General features: G+C 40.8%; 14 protein-coding genes, 1 tRNA gene and 5 rRNA genes. 14 read left to right on the top strand and 6 right to left on the bottom strand.

All coding sequences use genetic code 11. The annotated features are described in order from the left end of the window. The first annotated feature begins 225 nt into the window (after positions 1 to 225). The 6 genes from A4G25_RS06845 to rrf (A4G25_RS06820) all read left to right on the top strand — a co-directional run bounded on the left by A4G25_RS06845 (position 226) and on the right by rrf (A4G25_RS06820) (position 8570). Positions 226 to 3150, top strand: a 23S ribosomal RNA gene (locus tag A4G25_RS06845). Between the two features lie 70 nt (positions 3151 to 3220). Next, a 5S ribosomal RNA gene (gene rrf / locus A4G25_RS06840) occupies positions 3221 to 3335 on the top strand. A gap of 238 nt (positions 3336 to 3573) precedes the next feature. Continuing rightward, positions 3574 to 5125, top strand: a 16S ribosomal RNA gene (locus A4G25_RS06835). Between the two features lie 100 nt (positions 5126 to 5225). Continuing rightward, positions 5226 to 5302: transfer RNA gene (locus tag A4G25_RS06830), tRNA-Ile, on the top strand. A gap of 158 nt (positions 5303 to 5460) precedes the next feature. Then, a 23S ribosomal RNA gene (locus A4G25_RS06825) occupies positions 5461 to 8385 on the top strand. A 70-nt stretch (positions 8386 to 8455) separates the two neighbouring features. Then, positions 8456 to 8570 (top strand): 5S ribosomal RNA (gene rrf / locus A4G25_RS06820). Together the 16S, 23S and 5S rRNA genes with 1 tRNA gene alongside form the textbook arrangement of a ribosomal RNA operon. A 115-nt stretch (positions 8571 to 8685) precedes the next feature. Here the strand turns inward: rrf (A4G25_RS06820) and A4G25_RS06815 are convergent. The 3 genes from A4G25_RS06815 to pdxR all read right to left on the bottom strand — a co-directional run bounded on the left by A4G25_RS06815 (position 8686) and on the right by pdxR (position 11953). Next, positions 8686 to 9852, bottom strand: a complete 1167-nt coding sequence (locus tag A4G25_RS06815) for an MFS transporter (protein ID WP_047131433.1) — start codon at positions 9850 to 9852, stop codon at positions 8686 to 8688. Positions 9853 to 10088: 236 nt separating this feature from the next. Next, positions 10089 to 10568, bottom strand: coding sequence for a GNAT family N-acetyltransferase (locus tag A4G25_RS06810; protein ID WP_047131432.1), 480 nt, complete (start codon positions 10566 to 10568; stop codon positions 10089 to 10091). A 14-nt stretch (positions 10569 to 10582) separates the two neighbouring features. Further along, the gene (gene pdxR / locus A4G25_RS06805; protein WP_047131431.1) at positions 10583 to 11953 is read right to left on the bottom strand and encodes a MocR-like pyridoxine biosynthesis transcription factor PdxR; all 1371 of its coding nucleotides are present in this window, start codon (positions 11951 to 11953) and stop codon (positions 10583 to 10585) included. 97 nt (positions 11954 to 12050) lie between these two features. Here pdxR and pdxS point away from each other — a divergent pair, with 97 nt between their 5' ends. Both pdxS and pdxT read left to right on the top strand, forming a co-directional pair. Further along, a complete protein-coding gene (gene pdxS, locus A4G25_RS06800; protein ID WP_063164629.1) occupies positions 12051 to 12938 on the top strand; it encodes a pyridoxal 5'-phosphate synthase lyase subunit PdxS in 888 nt (295 codons plus the stop codon). Between the two features lies 1 nt (position 12939). Next, the gene (gene pdxT, locus A4G25_RS06795) at positions 12940 to 13518 is read left to right on the top strand and encodes a pyridoxal 5'-phosphate synthase glutaminase subunit PdxT (RefSeq protein ID WP_047131429.1); all 579 of its coding nucleotides are present in this window, start codon (positions 12940 to 12942) and stop codon (positions 13516 to 13518) included. Between the two features lie 31 nt (positions 13519 to 13549). On the opposite strand, the gene A4G25_RS06790 is transcribed toward pdxT, so the two are convergent. The 3 genes from A4G25_RS06790 to A4G25_RS06780 form a co-directional block, all read right to left on the bottom strand. Next, on the bottom strand, positions 13550 to 14047 hold the full coding sequence (locus A4G25_RS06790) for a GNAT family N-acetyltransferase (protein WP_047131428.1): 498 nt from the start codon (positions 14045 to 14047) through the stop codon (positions 13550 to 13552). Between the two features lie 15 nt (positions 14048 to 14062). Continuing rightward, positions 14063 to 14509: an ASCH domain-containing protein gene (locus A4G25_RS06785; protein ID WP_047131427.1), complete on the bottom strand. Its 447-nt coding sequence runs from the start codon at positions 14507 to 14509 to the stop codon at positions 14063 to 14065. Between the two features lie 168 nt (positions 14510 to 14677). After that, complete coding sequence (locus A4G25_RS06780; RefSeq protein ID WP_047131426.1) at positions 14678 to 15889, bottom strand: NupC/NupG family nucleoside CNT transporter; 1212 nt, start codon at positions 15887 to 15889, stop codon at positions 14678 to 14680. 172 nt (positions 15890 to 16061) lie between these two features. Between A4G25_RS06780 and A4G25_RS06775 the strand changes: the two genes are divergently transcribed. The 6 genes from A4G25_RS06775 (at position 16062) to A4G25_RS06750 (ending at position 23272) form a co-directional block, all read left to right on the top strand. Further along, positions 16062 to 16523 (top strand): CtsR family transcriptional regulator, encoded by a 462-nt coding sequence (locus tag A4G25_RS06775; protein ID WP_012664206.1) that lies wholly within the window; start codon positions 16062 to 16064, stop codon positions 16521 to 16523. 66 nt (positions 16524 to 16589) lie between these two features. Beyond that, positions 16590 to 17066, top strand: coding sequence for a UvrB/UvrC motif-containing protein (locus tag A4G25_RS06770; RefSeq protein ID WP_041613068.1), 477 nt, complete (start codon positions 16590 to 16592; stop codon positions 17064 to 17066). Positions 17067 to 17070: 4 nt separating this feature from the next. Beyond that, complete coding sequence (locus A4G25_RS06765; protein WP_047131424.1) at positions 17071 to 18075, top strand: protein arginine kinase; 1005 nt, start codon at positions 17071 to 17073, stop codon at positions 18073 to 18075. A gap of 11 nt (positions 18076 to 18086) precedes the next feature. Then, a complete protein-coding gene (locus tag A4G25_RS06760; RefSeq protein ID WP_047131423.1) occupies positions 18087 to 20552 on the top strand; it encodes an ATP-dependent Clp protease ATP-binding subunit in 2466 nt (821 codons plus the stop codon). A 260-nt stretch (positions 20553 to 20812) separates the two neighbouring features. Continuing rightward, a complete protein-coding gene (gene radA / locus A4G25_RS06755; protein WP_047131422.1) occupies positions 20813 to 22183 on the top strand; it encodes a DNA repair protein RadA in 1371 nt (456 codons plus the stop codon). Positions 22184 to 22213: 30 nt separating this feature from the next. Beyond that, positions 22214 to 23272 carry a PIN/TRAM domain-containing protein gene (locus A4G25_RS06750; RefSeq protein WP_047131421.1) on the top strand — a complete coding sequence of 353 codons (1059 nt, stop codon included), beginning with the start codon at positions 22214 to 22216 and terminating at the stop codon, positions 23270 to 23272. Positions 23273 to 23278: the final 6 nt, after the last annotated feature.

Genomic DNA, 23278 nt, shown 5'->3' with positions numbered 1-23278 from the left:
AGTTTCAACAGAAACTGACGGAATAACGTGACATATTGTATTCAGTTTTGAATGCTCATTTGAGTATTCATGATTGTACATTGAAAACTAGATAAGTAAGTAATAAATAGATTTTACCAAGCAAAACCGAGTGAATTAGAGTTTTAAAAGCTTTATTCATTTAAATGAATCGCTAGTAATCAATTTGCCGACGGCAAAGAAGATTACTCACATAATTAATAACGTGATTAAGTTATTAAGGGCGCACGGTGGATGCCTTGGCACTAGAAGCTGATGAAGGACGTTACTAACGACGATATGCTTTGGGTAGCTGTAAGTAAGCGTTGATCCAGAGATTTCCGAATGGGGGAACCCAGCACAAGTTATGTTGTGTTATCGACATGTGAATACATAGCATGTCTGAAGGCAGACGCGGAGAACTGAAACATCTTAGTACCCGCAGGAAGAGAAAGAAAACTCGATTCCCTGAGTAGCGGCGAGCGAAACGGGAAGAGCCCAAACCAATGAGCTTGCTCATTGGGGTTGTAGGACACTCTGCATGGAGTTACAAAAGAATCGATTAGACGAACCGTACTGGAAAGTTGGACCAGAGAAGGTAAAAGTCCTGTAGTCGAAAGTCGATTCTCTCCTGAGTGGATCCTGAGTACGACGGAGCACGTGGAATTCCGTCGGAATCCGGGAGGACCATCTCCCAAGGCTAAATACTCTCTAGTGACCGATAGTGAACCAGTACCGTGAGGGAAAGGTGAAAAGTACCCCGGAAGGGGAGTGAAAGAGAACTTGAAACCGTGTGCTTACAAGTAGTCAGAGCCCGTTAATGGGTGATGGCGTGCCTTTTGTAGAATGAACCGGCGAGTTACGATCTGATGCAAGGTTAAGCAGCGAATGCGGAGCCGCAGCGAAAGCGAGTCTGAACAGGGCGTTGAGTATTTGGTCGTAGACCCGAAACCAGGTGATCTACCCTTGGTCAGGTTGAAGTTCAGGTAACACTGAATGGAGGACCGAACCGACTTACGTTGAAAAGTGAGCGGATGAACTGAGGGTAGCGGAGAAATTCCAATCGAACCTGGAGATAGCTGGTTCTCTCCGAAATAGCTTTAGGGCTAGCCTCAAGTGATGATTGTTGGAGGTAGAGCACTGTTTGGACGAGGGGCCTTTCTCGGGTTACCGAATTCAGACAAACTCCGAATGCCAATCAATTTAACTTGGGAGTCAGAACGTGGGTGATAAGGTCCATGTTCGAAAGGGAAACAGCCCAGACCACCAGCTAAGGTCCCAAAATATATGTTAAGTGGCAAAGGATGTGGTATTGCCCAGACAACTAGGATGTTGGCTTAGAAGCAGCCATCATTTAAAGAGTGCGTAATAGCTCACTAGTCGAGTGACACTGCGCCGAAAATGTACCGGGGCTAAACATATTACCGAAGCTGTGGACTGTCCTTCGGACAGTGGTAGGAGAGCGTTCTAAGGGCGTCGAAGCATGATCGCAAGGACATGTGGAGCGCTTAGAAGTGAGAATGCCGGTGTGAGTAGCGAAAGATGGGTGAGAATCCCATCCACCGATTGACTAAGGTTTCCAGAGGAAGGCTCGTCCGCTCTGGGTTAGTCGGGTCCTAAGCCGAGGCCGACAGGCGTAGGCGATGGATAACAGGTTGATATTCCTGTACCGCCAATGATCGTTTTAAGCGATGGGGGGACACAGTAGGATAGGCGAAGCGTGCTGTTGGAGTGCACGTCCAAGCAGTAAGACTGAATGGTAGGCAAATCCGCCATTCTCAAGGTCAAGCTGTGATGGGGAGAGGAAACATGTTTTCCTCGAGTCGTTGATTTCACACTGTCGAGAAAAGCCTCTAGCTAGAGATTTGGCGCCCGTACCGCAAACCGACACAGGTAGTCAAGATGAGAATTCTAAGGTGAGCGAGAGAACTCTCGTTAAGGAACTCGGCAAAATGACCCCGTAACTTCGGGAGAAGGGGTGCTCTTTAGGGTTCACGCTCTGAAGAGCCGCAGTGAATAGGCCCAAGCGACTGTTTATCAAAAACACAGGTCTCTGCTAAACCGTAAGGTGATGTATAGGGGCTGACGCCTGCCCGGTGCTGGAAGGTTAAGAGGAGTGGTTAGCTTCTGCGAAGCTACGAATCGAAGCCCCAGTAAACGGCGGCCGTAACTATAACGGTCCTAAGGTAGCGAAATTCCTTGTCGGGTAAGTTCCGACCCGCACGAAAGGCGTAACGATTTGGGCACTGTCTCAACGAGAGACTCGGTGAAATCATAGTACCTGTGAAGATGCAGGTTACCCGCGACAGGACGGAAAGACCCCGTGGAGCTTTACTGTAGCCTGATATTGAAATTCGGCACAGCTTGTACAGGATAGGTAGGAGCCTTAGAAACGTGAGCGCCAGCTTACGTGGAGGCGTTGGTGGGATACTACCCTAGCTGTGTTGGATTTCTAACCCGCGCCATTGATCATGGCGGGAGACAGTGTCAGGCGGGCAGTTTGACTGGGGCGGTCGCCTCCTAAAGTGTAACGGAGGCGCTCAAAGGTTCCCTCAGAATGGTTGGAAATCATTCATAGAGTGTAAAGGCATAAGGGAGCTTGACTGCGAGACCTACAAGTCGAGCAGGGTCGAAAGACGGACTTAGTGATCCGGTGGTTCCGCATGGAAGGGCCATCGCTCAACGGATAAAAGCTACCCCGGGGATAACAGGCTTATCTCCCCCAAGAGTTCACATCGACGGGGAGGTTTGGCACCTCGATGTCGGCTCATCGCATCCTGGGGCTGTAGTCGGTCCCAAGGGTTGGGCTGTTCGCCCATTAAAGCGGTACGCGAGCTGGGTTCAGAACGTCGTGAGACAGTTCGGTCCCTATCCGTCGTGGGCGCAGGAAGTTTGAGAGGAGCTGTCCTTAGTACGAGAGGACCGGGATGGACATACCTCTGGTGTACCAGTTGTCGTGCCAACGGCATAGCTGGGTAGCTATGTATGGACGGGATAAGTGCTGAAAGCATCTAAGCATGAAGCCCCCCTCAAGATGAGACTTCCCAACTTCGGTTATAAGATCCCTCAAAGATGATGAGGTTAATAGGTTCGGGGTGGAAGCATAGCGATATGTGGAGCTGACGAATACTAATCGATCGAAGACTTAATCCAATTTCAAGTTTTGATTGGTTGAATTGATAATTACTTACTATCTAGTTTTGAATGTATAATCATTCTATTGTCTGGTGACAATGGCAAAGAGGTCACACCTGTTCCCATGCCGAACACAGAAGTTAAGCTCTTTAGCGCCGATGGTAGTCGGACTTACGTTCCGCAAGAGTAGGACGTTGCCAGGCAATTTCACTTTTTGACCATTAGGTCATTTTTTTGTGAAAGAAATCTCACTGATTTAAAAAAACTTTTAAAAAAGTATTGACTTCTCTTTCAATAGAGAGTATAATTAATTCTTGTGAGTCAGAAAAATGAACATTGAAAACTGAATGACAATATGTCAACGTTAATTCCAAATTAACAAACGTCTTAGACGTTTTAAAACAAATTAGTTTTTATGAGCTAGTCAAACAAATCATAACTTTTATGGAGAGTTTGATCCTGGCTCAGGATGAACGCTGGCGGCGTGCCTAATACATGCAAGTCGAGCGAACAGATGAGGAGCTTGCTCCTCTGACGTTAGCGGCGGACGGGTGAGTAACACGTGGGTAACCTACCTATAAGACTGGAATAACTCCGGGAAACCGGGGCTAATGCCGGATAATATGCGGAACCGCATGGTTCTGCAATGAAAGACGGTCTTGCTGTCACTTATAGATGGACCCGCGCCGTATTAGCTAGTTGGTAAGGTAACGGCTTACCAAGGCAACGATACGTAGCCGACCTGAGAGGGTGATCGGCCACACTGGAACTGAGACACGGTCCAGACTCCTACGGGAGGCAGCAGTAGGGAATCTTCCGCAATGGGCGAAAGCCTGACGGAGCAACGCCGCGTGAGTGATGAAGGTCTTCGGATCGTAAAACTCTGTTATTAGGGAAGAACAAGTGCGTAGGTAACTATGCGCACCTTGACGGTACCTAATCAGAAAGCCACGGCTAACTACGTGCCAGCAGCCGCGGTAATACGTAGGTGGCAAGCGTTATCCGGAATTATTGGGCGTAAAGCGCGCGTAGGCGGTTTTTTAAGTCTGATGTGAAAGCCCACGGCTCAACCGTGGAGGGTCATTGGAAACTGGAAAACTTGAGTGCAGAAGAGGAAAGTGGAATTCCATGTGTAGCGGTGAAATGCGCAGAGATATGGAGGAACACCAGTGGCGAAGGCGACTTTCTGGTCTGCAACTGACGCTGATGTGCGAAAGCGTGGGGATCAAACAGGATTAGATACCCTGGTAGTCCACGCCGTAAACGATGAGTGCTAAGTGTTAGGGGGTTTCCGCCCCTTAGTGCTGCAGCTAACGCATTAAGCACTCCGCCTGGGGAGTACGGCCGCAAGGCTGAAACTCAAAGGAATTGACGGGGACCCGCACAAGCGGTGGAGCATGTGGTTTAATTCGAAGCAACGCGAAGAACCTTACCAAATCTTGACATCCTTTGACCGCTCTAGAGATAGAGTCTTCCCCTTCGGGGGACAAAGTGACAGGTGGTGCATGGTTGTCGTCAGCTCGTGTCGTGAGATGTTGGGTTAAGTCCCGCAACGAGCGCAACCCTTAAGCTTAGTTGCCAGCATTAAGTTGGGCACTCTAAGTTGACTGCCGGTGACAAACCGGAGGAAGGTGGGGATGACGTCAAATCATCATGCCCCTTATGATTTGGGCTACACACGTGCTACAATGGACAGTACAAAGGGCAGCGAAACCGCGAGGTCAAGCAAATCCCATAAAGCTGTTCTCAGTTCGGATTGTAGTCTGCAACTCGACTACATGAAGCTGGAATCGCTAGTAATCGTAGATCAGCATGCTACGGTGAATACGTTCCCGGGTCTTGTACACACCGCCCGTCACACCACGAGAGTTCGTAACACCCGAAGCCGGTGGAGTAACCTTTTAGGAGCTAGCCGTCGAAGGTGGGACGAATGATTGGGGTGAAGTCGTAACAAGGTAGCCGTATCGGAAGGTGCGGCTGGATCACCTCCTTTCTAAGGATATATACGGAACAGTTTCAACAGAAACTGACGGAATAACGTGACATATTGTATTCAGTTTTGAATGTTTATTTTAAAACATTCATCGTGGAATGGGCCTATAGCTCAGCTGGTTAGAGCGCACGCCTGATAAGCGTGAGGTCGGTGGTTCGAGTCCACTTAGGCCCACCATTAAATTTGTACATTGAAAACTAGATAAGTAAGTAATAAATAGATTTTACCAAGCAAAACCGAGTGAATTAGAGTTTTAAAAGCTTTATTCATTTAAATGAATCGCTAGTAATCAATTTGCCGACGGCAAAGAAGATTACTCACATAATTAATAACGTGATTAAGTTATTAAGGGCGCACGGTGGATGCCTTGGCACTAGAAGCTGATGAAGGACGTTACTAACGACGATATGCTTTGGGTAGCTGTAAGTAAGCGTTGATCCAGAGATTTCCGAATGGGGGAACCCAGCACAAGTTATGTTGTGTTATCGACATGTGAATACATAGCATGTCTGAAGGCAGACGCGGAGAACTGAAACATCTTAGTACCCGCAGGAAGAGAAAGAAAACTCGATTCCCTGAGTAGCGGCGAGCGAAACGGGAAGAGCCCAAACCAATGAGCTTGCTCATTGGGGTTGTAGGACACTCTGCATGGAGTTACAAAAGAATCGATTAGACGAACCGTACTGGAAAGTTGGACCAGAGAAGGTAAAAGTCCTGTAGTCGAAAGTCGATTCTCTCCTGAGTGGATCCTGAGTACGACGGAGCACGTGGAATTCCGTCGGAATCCGGGAGGACCATCTCCCAAGGCTAAATACTCTCTAGTGACCGATAGTGAACCAGTACCGTGAGGGAAAGGTGAAAAGTACCCCGGAAGGGGAGTGAAAGAGAACTTGAAACCGTGTGCTTACAAGTAGTCAGAGCCCGTTAATGGGTGATGGCGTGCCTTTTGTAGAATGAACCGGCGAGTTACGATCTGATGCAAGGTTAAGCAGCGAATGCGGAGCCGCAGCGAAAGCGAGTCTGAACAGGGCGTTGAGTATTTGGTCGTAGACCCGAAACCAGGTGATCTACCCTTGGTCAGGTTGAAGTTCAGGTAACACTGAATGGAGGACCGAACCGACTTACGTTGAAAAGTGAGCGGATGAACTGAGGGTAGCGGAGAAATTCCAATCGAACCTGGAGATAGCTGGTTCTCTCCGAAATAGCTTTAGGGCTAGCCTCAAGTGATGATTGTTGGAGGTAGAGCACTGTTTGGACGAGGGGCCTTTCTCGGGTTACCGAATTCAGACAAACTCCGAATGCCAATCAATTTAACTTGGGAGTCAGAACGTGGGTGATAAGGTCCATGTTCGAAAGGGAAACAGCCCAGACCACCAGCTAAGGTCCCAAAATATATGTTAAGTGGCAAAGGATGTGGTATTGCCCAGACAACTAGGATGTTGGCTTAGAAGCAGCCATCATTTAAAGAGTGCGTAATAGCTCACTAGTCGAGTGACACTGCGCCGAAAATGTACCGGGGCTAAACATATTACCGAAGCTGTGGACTGTCCTTCGGACAGTGGTAGGAGAGCGTTCTAAGGGCGTCGAAGCATGATCGCAAGGACATGTGGAGCGCTTAGAAGTGAGAATGCCGGTGTGAGTAGCGAAAGATGGGTGAGAATCCCATCCACCGATTGACTAAGGTTTCCAGAGGAAGGCTCGTCCGCTCTGGGTTAGTCGGGTCCTAAGCCGAGGCCGACAGGCGTAGGCGATGGATAACAGGTTGATATTCCTGTACCGCCAATGATCGTTTTAAGCGATGGGGGGACACAGTAGGATAGGCGAAGCGTGCTGTTGGAGTGCACGTCCAAGCAGTAAGACTGAATGGTAGGCAAATCCGCCATTCTCAAGGTCAAGCTGTGATGGGGAGAGGAAACATGTTTTCCTCGAGTCGTTGATTTCACACTGTCGAGAAAAGCCTCTAGCTAGAGATTTGGCGCCCGTACCGCAAACCGACACAGGTAGTCAAGATGAGAATTCTAAGGTGAGCGAGAGAACTCTCGTTAAGGAACTCGGCAAAATGACCCCGTAACTTCGGGAGAAGGGGTGCTCTTTAGGGTTCACGCTCTGAAGAGCCGCAGTGAATAGGCCCAAGCGACTGTTTATCAAAAACACAGGTCTCTGCTAAACCGTAAGGTGATGTATAGGGGCTGACGCCTGCCCGGTGCTGGAAGGTTAAGAGGAGTGGTTAGCTTCTGCGAAGCTACGAATCGAAGCCCCAGTAAACGGCGGCCGTAACTATAACGGTCCTAAGGTAGCGAAATTCCTTGTCGGGTAAGTTCCGACCCGCACGAAAGGCGTAACGATTTGGGCACTGTCTCAACGAGAGACTCGGTGAAATCATAGTACCTGTGAAGATGCAGGTTACCCGCGACAGGACGGAAAGACCCCGTGGAGCTTTACTGTAGCCTGATATTGAAATTCGGCACAGCTTGTACAGGATAGGTAGGAGCCTTAGAAACGTGAGCGCCAGCTTACGTGGAGGCGTTGGTGGGATACTACCCTAGCTGTGTTGGATTTCTAACCCGCGCCATTGATCATGGCGGGAGACAGTGTCAGGCGGGCAGTTTGACTGGGGCGGTCGCCTCCTAAAGTGTAACGGAGGCGCTCAAAGGTTCCCTCAGAATGGTTGGAAATCATTCATAGAGTGTAAAGGCATAAGGGAGCTTGACTGCGAGACCTACAAGTCGAGCAGGGTCGAAAGACGGACTTAGTGATCCGGTGGTTCCGCATGGAAGGGCCATCGCTCAACGGATAAAAGCTACCCCGGGGATAACAGGCTTATCTCCCCCAAGAGTTCACATCGACGGGGAGGTTTGGCACCTCGATGTCGGCTCATCGCATCCTGGGGCTGTAGTCGGTCCCAAGGGTTGGGCTGTTCGCCCATTAAAGCGGTACGCGAGCTGGGTTCAGAACGTCGTGAGACAGTTCGGTCCCTATCCGTCGTGGGCGCAGGAAGTTTGAGAGGAGCTGTCCTTAGTACGAGAGGACCGGGATGGACATACCTCTGGTGTACCAGTTGTCGTGCCAACGGCATAGCTGGGTAGCTATGTATGGACGGGATAAGTGCTGAAAGCATCTAAGCATGAAGCCCCCCTCAAGATGAGACTTCCCAACTTCGGTTATAAGATCCCTCAAAGATGATGAGGTTAATAGGTTCGGGGTGGAAGCATAGCGATATGTGGAGCTGACGAATACTAATCGATCGAAGACTTAATCCAATTTCAAGTTTTGATTGGTTGAATTGATAATTACTTACTATCTAGTTTTGAATGTATAATCATTCTATTGTCTGGTGACAATGGCAAAGAGGTCACACCTGTTCCCATGCCGAACACAGAAGTTAAGCTCTTTAGCGCCGATGGTAGTCGGACTTACGTTCCGCAAGAGTAGGACGTTGCCAGGCAAGCGCGAGACCCGTAAGGGTCTCTTTTTTTTGTCCTTTTTACTATATGAAGTTAAGAATAAAAAATAAGCATCAGAACCATTTCATTTAGTTATGATAGTTCTGATGCTTATTTTTAGTTATATACTGTTTTATTTCTTTTATCTACATAGATTGAAATCAGTAAAAAGATAAGACCGATGAGTGTGAGTAATGGCGCCACTAAACTTAAAGAGGCTAATGGTAAATTTGTTACGACTATTCCGCCTACGAATGCACCTAAGGCATTTCCAAGGTTAAATGCTGATTGATTTAAAGTACTAGCTAATGTAGGTGCATCTTGTGAAATAAGTGTACTTTTGAATTGCAGTGATGGACTCATACTGAACCCAATTACGCCGAATAAAAAGATACCGCCTACCATTAGTATGCCGTTCATTTGTATGAAATAAAGCAATACAAAATAAATAATAAATGTTGTAAAGATTATTTTAAGTGCTTTATTTAAATTCCAGTCAGCTAATTTACCACCGATTACATTACCTAATGTTACGCCGATTCCAAAGATAATCAACATATAAGAAATCAAATTTTCTTTGATATGCGAAACATCTACTAATATAGAAGAAATATAAGTGAAATAAGCGAACACACTGCTGAAGCCAAATAGTGTTATAGCTAAAGTAAGCCATAATTGCTTTTCTTTTAAAATCTTTAATTCATTCATTACTGAAGATTTATTTGTTTCTTTTTTATTAGGAACAAAAATAATGATACCGATTAAAGCAAGACCGCCGATAATTGCGATAATAACAAATGTCATAGACCATCCAAAGTTTTGACCAACTAATGTACCGAATGGAACACCTAGGATATTACTTAAAGATAGTCCTAAGAACATCAATGCCATAGCGCTAGCTCTATAAGCTGGTTGAACCATGCTAGCAGCCAATATTGATCCGATTCCAAAGAAAGAACCATGTGCGAGTGAGGTGATGATTCTGCTTGTCATCATAAAACCATAAGTTGGACTTAATGATGCAGCAATGTTGCCTATCATAAAAATAATCATTAAGAGTATTAATAGATATTTTCTGTTTAACTTGATTGTAAGCATAACAAGAATAGGACCGCCAATTGCAACACCTAATGCATAACCCGTGATTAACTGTCCTGCTTGACTCACAGAAACATGAAAATCTCGTGCAATATTAGGAAGCAAGCCCATGATTACAAATTCTGTCATGCCTATTGCGAATGCCCCGATTGCCAGCATCCATATAGCGATAGGGTACTTCTTCATAAAAACACCTCCAAATTTTGCAAACATGAGGAAAAGTATATTAAATATTAAATCTAGAGTCAATGCTTTCACTGCATTTAATTTAATTACAAGTATAATCAATTAATCCAAATAATTACTTAAAATACTTTTAAAAAATTCAATTCAAAGGCGTGACAGTAGTCCTCTGAATTGAATCATTTATTGTATATACCTCTTGAAATTAGAAAATTAATTAATTTAGTTTTAATTTCGAATTAAGTTGGTTGGATTTTGAGCGACATTACATGTTGATCACCTGAGGGACCTCCAATTACACGTTTCGTGTCCTTAAATCCGCATTTTTCATAAACATAAATTGCTTTTGAGTTTTTGAAATTAACTGAAAGCATGATTTCATTGATACTAGAATAGTGACAACGAATGTAATTTGGAAGTTGAAGCAACGCTTTTTGTGCAATCTTATTACCTTGCATTTGTTCAGTAACTGAAAAAGATTTTACTAACACTGAGTGTTCGTTATCAGTAAGACCAAAACGTTCATTATTAAAATTCAAACGAAGAAACCCTGCTACTTTGTCATTTGAGAAAATGAGGACAGGATCTTCTGTGTCTGCTAAATCTTTCACTGCGTTTAAAGGTGTCAATGCATAGTCGCTGTCTTTATCTGCAATGGTTAAATTTTTGATTTCAGTGTCATATTTAGAATGATAAGGTTCAAGTGTAATTGTAGACATTAATTATTTCACCTCTAAATTATAAGTGTTTTGATTAAAGCCTCAGTGTGCGATTTCAGTGCTTCATCTTTAATACCGCCAAAACCAATAATAAATTTAGGAATATCTTTATTTTGGCTATTTTTCTTCATATATTTATTTAAGGGCGTCAATTTTACATGATTAGACTTAGCCCGATCTAATACTTCATTTAAAGTTAAGCCGTTTTGCATTGTAATCGTAAAATGCATGCCTGTCGTTGCGCCTTCAATTAGAATCTGGTCTTTATAAGGTGTTAATGCATCTATAATATACGTCAGTTTATACCGGTAGACTTTACGCATTTTATTCAGATGTCTTTCAAAAGAACCATTTTCCATAAATTCAGCAACCATATACTGCATTGGTGCTGGGACAGTGGTGCCTTCTTTATCTGGTAAGTCGTGATAACGCTGCATTAGATTTTGAGGTAAAACCATAAAAGCAATACGGCAACTTGGGAAAAGTGATTTTGAAAATGTACTTATATAAATAACCTTTCCAGTCGTATCCAAACTTTGCAGAGCTGGAATAGGTTTACTGAAATAACGGAATTCTGAATCGTAATCATCTTCGATAATATAACGTTCTGAGTGTTGCTGCGCCCAGTTGATAAGTTGAGTTCTGGTTTTTAAATTCATGATGTAACCAGTAGGAAACTGATGCGAGGGCGTTACATAAACCACTTGATGATTAGATTTTTGAACTTTTTGCATATCGATACCATTTTTCTTAACAGGAACTCTTTTATAATTCAATCCTTTTTTATCTAATACTTGCTTAATTGGAGGATAACTTGGATATTCGATGATATAAGAACGCTCTGTCAATATATCAGTCACTTGGTTAATCAATTGTTCTGTAGAAGAACCAATAATAATTTGATCTGGGTGGCAATTAACACCTCTGCTATTAAATAAGTAATGCGCTATAGCTTGGCGTAATTTATATTCACCTTGTTGTGCACCAGGTTGCAGTATATCTGGTAATGATTTATCAAATACATCTCTAGAATATTTACGAAATTGCTGCCAAGGGAAGTGTTCTGTATCAATACGGGCCAGATCAAATTGATAACGTGCTTGATGGTCTCTATTTTTTTTATTTTCTGGAAATGAAGAAGAAGTCTCTTTTGTTACGATAGGGAGCGATTCGATATCTGACACATAATAACCTGAACGCGGTTTAGAATATATATAACCTTCGTCAAGTAAATACTGATAAGCATGTTCAATGGTTGTGTTGCTGAGTGAATGGTGTTCAGCGAGACGGCGTTTAGAAGGAAAGCGGTCCCCAGATTTATATTGACCTTCGATAATTTGTTCCTTTAATGTTTGGTAAAGCTGCATATATAAAGGTTGCGGCATTTAAACTGACCTCCTATTTTTTATTGAAATTGACTCTTTAACACTATCAGTTTATCCTTTAAACTGAATTTAATCAATTAGAAAAGGGGTATTTAGTATGTCTAAACAAGTAGGTTCAGATCGAGTAAAACGTAGAATGGCTGAAATGCAAAAAGGCGGCGTTATCATGGACGTTGTTAATGCAGAACAAGCTAAAATTGCAGAAGAAGCAGGAGCAGTAGCTGTTATGGCTTTAGAACGCGTGCCTTCTGATATCAGAGCAGCTGGTGGCGTGGCACGTGCTTGTAATCCTAAAATCGTTCAAGAAGTAATGGATGCTGTTTCAATTCCAGTTATGGCAAAATGCCGTATCGGTCATATTACTGAAGCACGAGTACTTGAAGCGATGGGTGTTGACTATATCGATGAGTCTGAAGTATTAACTCCAGCAGATGAAGAATATCATTTATTAAAAAGCGATTATACTGTACCATTCGTATGCGGATGCCGCAATTTAGGCGAAGCTGCACGTCGTATTGGCGAAGGTGCTGCGATGTTGCGTACAAAAGGGGAACCTGGAACAGGTAATATCGTAGAAGCAGTTCGTCATATGCGTCAAGTTAACTCAGAAGTTGCGAAATTAACTGTAATGCCAGACGATGAAATTATGACATTTGCTAAAGAAATCGGTGCACCATACGAAGTATTGAAATCAATTAAAGATAACGGACGTTTACCTGTTGTTAACTTTGCAGCTGGCGGTGTTGCAACACCTCAAGATGCTGCATTAATGATGCAATTAGGTGCAGACGGAGTATTCGTAGGTTCAGGTATCTTTAAATCTGATGACCCAGAAAAATTTGCGAAAGCAATTGTTCAAGCACCAACACACTACACAGATTATGAATTAATCGGTAAACTTGCTCAAGAATTAGGCGAAGCGATGAGAGGATTAGATGTTAACCAATTATCTCTAGAAGAACGTATGCAAGAGCGTGGCTGGTAAGATGAAAATCGGCGTACTCGCTTTGCAAGGCGCAGTGAGAGAACACTTGCGCCATATTGAATTGAGCGGACATGAAGGTGTCAGTGTAAAACGTGTTGAACAATTAGAAGAAATTGACGGTCTAATTTTGCCTGGGGGCGAATCAACGACATTACGTCGTTTGATGAACTTATATGGCTTTAAAGAAGCATTGGTTAATTCTGATTTGCCAATGTTCGGGACTTGTGCAGGTTTGATTGTATTAGCCCAAGATATCGTAGGCGAAGAGGGTTATTTACAAAAATTAGACATTACAGTTGAACGTAATTCATTCGGCCGCCAAGTTGACAGCTTTGAAGCAGAATTAGATATTAAAGGTATTGCAGATGATATTGAAGCAGTCTTTATCAGAGCACCGCATATCGAAAAAGTAAATAGTGATAATGTGGAAATCTTAAGTACTGTAGATGATAAAATTGTAGCGGTGAGAGAAGGCAACTATTTAGGTGTTTCTTTCCATCCTGAATTAACAGACGACTACCGAGTGACACAATATTTCATTAATCATATTGTCGCAGAACATAAACATGCTGCAGTTTAATCTGCAGATAATAAAAAGCGAGGACTCTTTTTTATAGAGTGCTCGCTTTTTTAAACTTTTCTAGAAAAATCAAACCTTCATTGTCAGGCTCTTTAATACCATTCTTATAGTCATAGCCGCGTTTACGATAGAAATTAACACCAGTGATAGAAGCGGGGATTTCTAAACGCTCAGCACGATGATAATAGTAATCATCTTCTAATGTATCCATAATTAATGTACCGACACCATGTTTTTGATAATCTGGTGAGACGAAGATGGAGAAAAAACAAGATTCAGTTTTGCTTCCATAATAAGGACCGATTGCACCTGTCGCAATCAGTTCATTATTGAATTTGAAAACATAGAAATTGAAGTTTTCAGCTTTGTATTGGATGCTCTCTGGTGTAATATCTTTAACGTAACTCTCAATGTCTTCTGCAGGTTCATCTTTGATGTTGGTCGTTCTAAGTGTATGAATAATAAGATCCACGACGGTTTGTGTATCTGATTCTTGAAACTTATTGATTTGAATCTGATTTAAGTCCATTAAATCACCTCGATTTTAATTTAAAACGTATATACATTCGAATTCTTCACAGACCATTGTTTCTTCTTCAGAAAAAGATTGGTTGATTGAGTTGAATTCTTTCTCGAAAAAGTCCGTATGAACTGTTCTCCAGTAGCTTAATGTACGATCTCCTTCACCTTCCTTATAAGCATGCATTTCTGATACTTCAGAGAAGGGTACTTGATATACATTGGTATTTTTAATAATACAGATAGGATTGTCTTGTGCATCTAGAACGATGCTCAAATCGCCAACTTTTGGTAAGTGTTCTTGCTCTGCTGTGTAAAAAGCTAAACCGCTTGTTGTCGCAGTTTTAATACCACGTTTTACTAAATCTGCAAGATGACTTGGATCTACTCCAAATTGCCATGCTGTATAAGGTTTATTTTGATACTCAGGGTAGTGTGATACAAATGCTTTCCAGTATTCTTCAATAGCCATTTGGTTGTTCCTTTCTCTACTATGTTAGTGAGATTTTACATTATATAATGATGGAAAGCAATTCAATATGGGATATGTCTTTATGCAGGTACTGTTTAATTATTTGCAATGGATAATAAAAAAGATGACTCCCTTAAATGAGGAAGCCATCTTATAAGCTGCTTGTACTTACATGAAGAAACCTGCAATAGCAGCAGAAATGAATGATACTAATGTTGCACCGAATAATAATTTAAGTCCGAAACGTGCAACAACGTCACCTTTTTCATTATTTAATGATTTGATTGCACCTGAAATAATACCGATTGAACTGAAGTTCGCAAATGATACTAAGAATACTGAAGTAATACCAACAGCACGTTCTGATAATCCGTGCATTTTTCCTAGACCTTGCATAGCTACGAATTCATTTGATAATAATTTAGTTGCCATTAATGAACCAGATCTTACTGCATCATCCCAAGGTACACCTGTTAAGAATGCAAATGGTGCGAATACGAAGCCGATTAATGTTTGGAAGTCCCATTTAATGTGTCCGCCAGAAACCATCGTGAAGATTCCGCTGACAATACCGTTTAATAAGGCGATGATTGCGATATAACCAATCAACATCGCGCCTACAATAACTGCAACTTTAAATCCATCTAAGATATATTCTCCCAACATTTCAAAGAAGGATTGTTTGTTTTCAGTTTCTTCCACTAATAATTTGTCGTCTTTTTCATCCACAGTATATGGATTGATAATCGAAGCGATAATAAAACCGCCAAATAAGTTTAATACGATAGCTGTTACGACATACTTAGGTTCAAGCAATGTGAAGTAAGCACCGACAATAGAAGCGGATACTGTAGACATTGCTGAAGCTGTAAGTGTATATAAACGTTGCTTAGGTATGTAAGGAAGTTGTTTTTTTAATGAGATAAACACTTCAGATTGTCCTAAAATAGCCGCAGCAACTGCGTTATATGATTCTAATCGTCCCATGCCGTTGATTTTTGAAATTAAAAATCCTAAAACATTAATAATCCACGGTAAGATTTTTGTATATTGTAAAATCCCGATAATTGCTGAGATAAATACAATCGGTAATAATACACTGAAGAAGAACGGCGGATTCTTAGGATCAACATATTTAAATCCTCCGAATACGAAATTCACTCCATCAGCTGCTTTAGCTAACAGATAAGAGAATCCATTTGCAATTCCGCCAATAACTGTAATTCCCACATTTGTTTTTAAAAGCAGGAATGCGAAGATGAACTGGATTACAAGTAAAATGCCGACATATTTCCATTTGACATTTTTCTTATCTGAGCTAAAAACAAATGCAAGTGCTAAAAAGAAGATAATGCCTATTAAAGCAATAATGATATGCATGTTTTTTCTTCACCCTTTATTTTTATTTTCATACCATATCATACATTAAAATGGTAGTAAGTAACATCCTAATTTTTCAAGAAAATCAAATTTTTTATAAACATATTGGTTGAAAAAGGTCAAAGTTGGTCATATAATATAGTCAAAGAAGGTCAAAAAAGGGGTGATATCCATGCATAATATGTCCGACATCATAGAACAATACATTAAACATTTATTTGAGGAATCAAATAAAGATGTTGTTGAGATTCAAAGAGCAAATATTGCTCAACGCTTTGACTGTGTACCTTCTCAGCTTAATTATGTGATTAAGACAAGATTCACCAATGAACACGGTTATGAAATAGAAAGTAAACGTGGCGGCGGTGGTTATATACGAATCACCAAAGTTGAAACAAAAGATACAAAAGGTTATATTGACCATCTCTTGCAAATTATTGGAGATTCTATTTCTCAACAACAAGCACATTATGTGATTGAAGGCTTGCTTGATAATCAATATATTACAATTCGTGAAGCTAAGATGATACTAGCCGTAGTTGATAGAGACACACTTAGAATGGATGTTGCGGCAAGAGACATTGTCCGCGCTAATATATTGAAACAGCTATTGCCGGTCATTAATTACTATTAATAGACAAGGAGGCTGCACATGCCTGACGATAAATTAGATGCACAAACGTCCGAAAAGTATGATGGGATGTTAAAGGAAGCACATCCCGAACGTGTTGAACCTATAAAAGCAGAACACCAAGAAGAACCTTCTTGGGAAAACAATCAAGAAGACATGGAAGGTTCATTTGTAATTAAACAAATATTACAGCACTTAGCGTCTAAACACGGTATCCATTTAGAAGAGCTGAATGTAAGAGAAGAAAAGCGCTGTCCGAATTGTCATATGACAATTAAAGATATTGCTTATAAAGGAAAGTTCGGATGTGCGCAATGTTACACTACTTTTAAAGAGGATATTGTGGATATTGTGAGACGTGTGCAGGGCGGACAGTTTGAACATGTCGGTAAAACGCCTGCTTCCTCTACACACAAAATTGCACTAAAGAAATTGATTGAATCTAAAAATAAATATTTGCAACAATTAGTAGATAAACAATTGTTTGAAGAAGCTGCTGTGGTTCGTGATGAAATTAAAGCACTTCAAGAAGAAAGTGAGGGATAGCATCATGAATGAACATTCAATGTATATGAGTGAAGGGATGGAACATGGCGAAGAAACACCAGTAGTCATGTCTTCACGTATTCGGCTCGCAAGAAACTTGGATAATCATGTGCACCCCTTAATGTTTACTTCTGATATTGAAGGACAAAAAGTTATTAATGAAGTACAAGATGCTTTGCCTGATATGCAGACATTGCAACTGAGCGATATGGAACAAACAGATAAGCTCAAATTGGTGGCTAAACATTTAATCAGCTCTGAGTTGATTAAGCAACCTGCTTCAGCAGTATTGTTGAATGAAGATGAATCATTAAGCATAATGGTAAATGAAGAAGATCATATTAGAATTCAAGCAATGAGTACAGATATGAATCTTGCATCTTTATTTGAAAAAGCTTCAGAAGTAGATGATGAACTAGATCGGAAACTCAGTATCAGCTTTGATGAAACACTCGGTTATCTTACAACGTGTCCAACGAATATTGGTACAGGAATGCGTGCTAGTGTGATGTTGCATTTGCCAGGGCTTTCAATTACTAAACGTATGAATCGAATCGCACAGACTATTAATCGATTCGGATTTACAATTAGAGGTATATATGGTGAAGGATCACAAGTCTATGGTCATGTATTCCAAGTTTCGAACCAATTGACGTTGGGAAGAACAGAAGAACAAATTATAGAAACATTGATAGAGATTGTACAACAAATTATTACCGAAGAGCTGAACGTCAGAAAACAATTGCATCAACACAGCTCGGTTGAAATGGAAGACCGTATCTACCGTTCTTTAGGGTTATTGCGCTATGGTCGCTTAATGTCACTTGAAGAAGCGGCAATGCGGTTAAGTGAAGTGAAATTAGGAATAGATTTAGGGTATATTGAACTATCAGATTTCAATTTTAATGAAATGATGGTGGCGATACAATCTCCATTTTTAATAAATGAAACAGATGAAATATCGATAAATGAACAAAGAGCGAATGTAATTAGAGAACATATAAATTAGGAGGTTTTGCTATGTTATTCGGCAGACTTACAGAACGTGCACAACGTGTATTAGCACATGCACAAGAAGAAGCGATTCGTTTGAATCATTCAAATATCGGAACTGAACACTTACTTCTTGGTTTAATGAAAGAACCAGAAGGAATTGCTGCAAAAGTATTAGAAAGTTTCGGTATTACAGAAGATCTTGTAGTAGCAGAAGTAGAAAAATTAATTGGACAAGGTCAAGAACAAGTCGGCACATTGCACTATACGCCAAGAGCTAAGAAAGTTATCGAACTTTCAATGGATGAAGCACGTAAACTTCATCATAATTTCGTCGGAACAGAGCATATCTTGCTTGGTTTAATCCGCGAAAATGAAGGCGTAGCAGCACGCGTGTTTGCAAACTTGGATTTAAATATTACAAAAGCACGCGCACAAGTAGTGAAAGCACTTGGCAGCCCTGAAATGAGCAACAAAAATGCGCAAGCAACAAAATCAAATAATACACCGACATTAGACGGTTTAGCACGCGACTTAACAGCTATCGCAAAAGACGGCACATTAGACCCAGTTGTCGGCCGTGATGCAGAAATTACACGCGTCATTGAAGTTTTAAGTCGTCGTACAAAAAATAACCCAGTGTTAATTGGTGAACCTGGTGTTGGTAAAACAGCAATTGCAGAAGGCTTAGCACAAGCAATTGTAAATAACGAAGTACCTGAAACATTGAAAAATAAACGTGTAATGTCATTAGACATGGGTACAGTCGTTGCTGGTACAAAATACCGCGGTGAATTTGAAGAAAGACTTAAAAAAGTAATGGAAGAAATTCATCAAGCAGGCGACGTTATCTTATTCATCGATGAATTGCACACATTAATTGGTGCAGGTGGCGCAGAAGGTGCAATTGATGCATCTAATATCTTGAAACCAGCACTTGCACGTGGTGAATTGCAAGCAATCGGTGCAACAACATTAAATGAATATCGTAAACACATTGAAAAAGATGCAGCGTTAGAACGTCGTTTCCAACCTGTTCAAGTAGATGAACCAACTGTTGAAGATACAGTTGCTATCTTAAAAGGTTTACGTGATCGTTATGAAGCACATCACCGCATCAACATCTCTGATGAAGCAGTCGAAGCAGCAGCACGTTTAAGTGACCGCTATGTTTCAGATCGTTTCTTACCAGACAAAGCTATCGACTTAATCGATGAAGCAAGTTCAAAAGTAAGACTAAAAAGTCATACAACACCAACAAACTTGAAAGAAATCGAACAAGAAATTGAAAAAGTTAAAAACGAAAAAGATGCAGCTGTACATTCTCAAGAATTCGAAAATGCTGCCAACCTTCGTGATAAACAAACTAAATTAGAAAAACAATATGAAGACGCTAAAAACGAATGGAAAAATGCACAGGGCGGTTCTAACACAACACTAAGTGAAAATGATATCGCTGAAGTGATTGCTGGATGGACTGGTATTCCATTAACTCGTCTAAATGAAACTGAATCTGAACGTCTATTGAACTTAGAAGACACATTGCATGAACGTGTTATCGGCCAAAAAGATGCAGTTACTTCAATCAGTAAAGCTGTAAGACGTGCACGTGCTGGATTGAAAGACCCTAAACGTCCAATCGGAAGCTTTATCTTCTTAGGACCAACTGGTGTAGGTAAAACTGAATTAGCACGTGCTTTAGCAGAATCAATGTTCGGAGACGAAGATGCGATGATTCGTGTTGATATGAGTGAGTTCATGGAAAAACACGCAGTCAGTCGTTTAGTAGGTGCCCCTCCAGGCTACGTAGGTCATGACGATGGCGGTCAATTAACTGAAAAAGTAAGACGTAAACCTTATTCAGTTATTCTTTTCGATGAAATCGAAAAAGCACATCCAGATGTATTCAACATCTTGCTACAAGTGCTCGATGATGGTTTCTTAACTGATACTAAAGGCCGCAGAGTAGATTTCCGTAACACAGTAATTGTTATGACTTCTAACGTCGGTGCACAAGAATTACAAGATCAACGCTTTACTGGTTTTGGCGGCGGTTCTTCAGAAGGACAAGACTACGAAACAATTCGCAGTACAATGTTGAAAGAATTGAAAAACTCTTTCCGTCCTGAATTCTTAAACCGTGTAGATGACATTATTGTATTCCACAAACTTAATAAAGATGAATTGAAAGAAATTGTAACTAAAATGGTTAATAAACTTACAGAACGCTTATCTGAACAAGATATTAATATCAGCGTTACTGAAAAAGTGAAAGAAAAAATCGCTGAAGAAGGCTATGACCCTCAATATGGTGCACGTCCTCTTATCAGAGCAATTCAAAAAACAGTTGAAGATAACTTGAGTGAATTGATTTTAGACGGTAACCAATTAGAAGGTAAAGATGTAGTCGTTGACCATAATGGTGAAAAATTTGAATATAACATCAATGATCGCGAAACAAATGAAACAGTTGAAACTGCTACAAAAGCATAAGAGTTGTCATTCGTTGAATGAATAAGAGAAGAGCATGCGCTGCTTTGAAAAAAGCAGCGTGTGCTCTTTTTATATGCTTTTAAGACACTGTAAAAATTCAAAATTTGATATGATGTAATATAGCACTGAAATAATAGACTGTAATCAGAAAGCAGCACTTGAAAACTAAATTATATTTTAGCCAATAAATATAGATGGAATTTAGTGTAGTTAAGGTGTAAAATAATTATGCTTTTCACATAAAAACAGGAGGTGTAAAATTGGCGAAGAAAAAAGTCATTTTTGAATGTATGGCATGTGGCTATCAGTCACCTAAATGGATGGGTAAATGTCCTAATTGTGGTGCTTGGAACCAAATGGAGGAGATTATTGAGAAAAAAGAAGCTTCAAGTGGAAGAGGCATGCGTACACGTGAACAAACGGCAAAAGTTACTAAGCTTAACCAAGTACAAAACGAAACTACGCCTCGTATTAAAACGAGTTCTCCTGAATTCGATAGAGTATTAGGCGGCGGTATCGTACAAGGCTCGCTTGTCTTAATTGGCGGTGACCCTGGTATTGGTAAATCAACATTGCTGCTGCAAATTTGTTCTGCATTATCACAAAATAAAAAAGTTTTATATATAACTGGTGAAGAATCATTAAATCAAACTAAATTGCGCGCAGACCGCTTGGATGAAGATTCAAGCAATTTGAATGTGTTTGCAGAAACTGATTTAGAAGTGATTAAGGAAGCGGTCAAACAGACTGAACCTGATTTAGTCGTGGTGGATTCTATCCAAACAATTTATCACCCAGATATCAATTCTGCACCAGGTTCTGTATCGCAAGTACGAGAAAGTACGCAAATTTTGATGGGGATTGCTAAACAAATGAATATTGCAACTTTCATTGTGGGTCACGTGACTAAAGAAGGTCAGATAGCAGGCCCAAGATTGCTTGAGCATATGGTGGATACTGTACTGTATTTCGAAGGTGACGAACATCATGCGTATCGTATTTTGCGAGCAGTTAAAAACCGTTTTGGTTCTACAAATGAAATGGGTATTTTCGAAATGAAACATAGTGGATTAAAAGGTGTAAAAAATCCATCGGAAATGTTTTTAGAAGAACGTTCAACTAATGTTGCAGGTTCTACTATTGTTCCGACTATGGAAGGAACACGACCGCTGTTGATCGAAGTACAAGCTTTAGTAACTCCTACAACCTTCAATAACCCGAGACGTATGGCAACAGGTATTGACCATAATCGTTTGAATTTATTGATGGCTGTACTGGAGAAAAAAGAAAGTTATTTATTGCAGCAGCAAGATGCATATATCAAAGTAGCAGGAGGGGTCAGATTGACTGAACCAGCTGTTGACTTAGCTCTGATTGCTGCAATTGCTTCTAGTTTTAAAGATCAACCTGTAAATGGCATGGATTGTTATGTGGGTGAGGTTGGTTTAACAGGTGAAGTTCGCCGTGTTTCACGTATTGAACAGCGAGTACAAGAAGCAGCAAAACTTGGATTCAAACGTGTAATCATCCCTAAAACAAATATCGGCGGTTGGGATTTTCCTGAAGGTATTCAAGTGATCGGCGTGACAAGTGTGCATGAAGCGCTGGATTTCGCATTAATGAAACGCTGAAACAAGTAAGGAAAGAGAGGGGGCATCAGCGTGAATATTATTAAAATGATTGTGGTGGCGAGCTATGCTATTTTAGGTGCAGCACTAGGCGTAGTCATCCTCCCGTCGATAGCACAAGATACAGGAATATTAGATTCATATCCATGGTTGGCAAATAAATATATTATCAGTGTCATCGGCATTTTATTATTCTTTATTATATTCGGTATATTTATTCCACGCATTATCAAAAATTTGCGGAAACTTGAAATTTTTATTATGCGCCATAGTGCAATTGAGATTTTATTTGCTGCAATTGGATTGATTATGGGCTTATTAATCTCTGTGATGATTTCTTTTATTTTAAATTTAATCGGTTCTTCATTATTTCTTCATGTTTTACCTATTATTATTACAGTCTTTTTAAGTTATTTAGGATTCCAGTTCGGTTTGAAAAAAAGAGACGAAATGTTAATGTTTTTGCCTGAAAAAATGGCACGTTCTGCACACTTGAACACTTATAGCGCAGCACCTAAAATTATTGATACGAGTGCAGTCATTGATGGCAGAATTTTAGATATAATCAAATGCGGATTTTTAGATGGAGAAATATTAATTCCGCAAGGTGTGATTAATGAACTTCAGATTGTTGCAGATTCTACAGATAGTGTTAAGAGAGATAAAGGACAACGTGGTTTAGATATATTAAATCAGTTGCACGATGCTTCTTATCCTACACGAATTATACATCCGCAAAAATCTTACAATGATATTGATGCTTTATTAATCAAGCTTGCACATAAATATAAAGCAGATGTGATTACGACAGATTTTAATTTGAATAAAATTTGTCATGTCCAAGGTGTGAAAGTATTGAATGTTAATGATTTGTCAGAGGCTGTAAAACCGACTGTCCGTCAAGGAGATCAGTTGAACCTGCTGCTTACAAAAATGGGGAAAGAGCCTGGTCAAGGTGTGGGTTATCTAGAAGATGGAACAATGGTGGTTATTGATGATGCAAAAGCGTATGTCGGCCAACATGTTGATATTGAAATCACAAGTATTTTACAGACTTCTTCTGGACGTATTATATTCGCGAAATTAATTTAAGCAAGC

The organism is Staphylococcus condimenti, assembly GCF_001618885.1.
Taxonomy (GTDB): domain Bacteria; phylum Bacillota; class Bacilli; order Staphylococcales; family Staphylococcaceae; genus Staphylococcus; species Staphylococcus condimenti.
The sequence above is the reverse complement of the archived record's forward strand: the minus strand, read 5'-3'. Positions and strand labels throughout refer to the sequence as shown.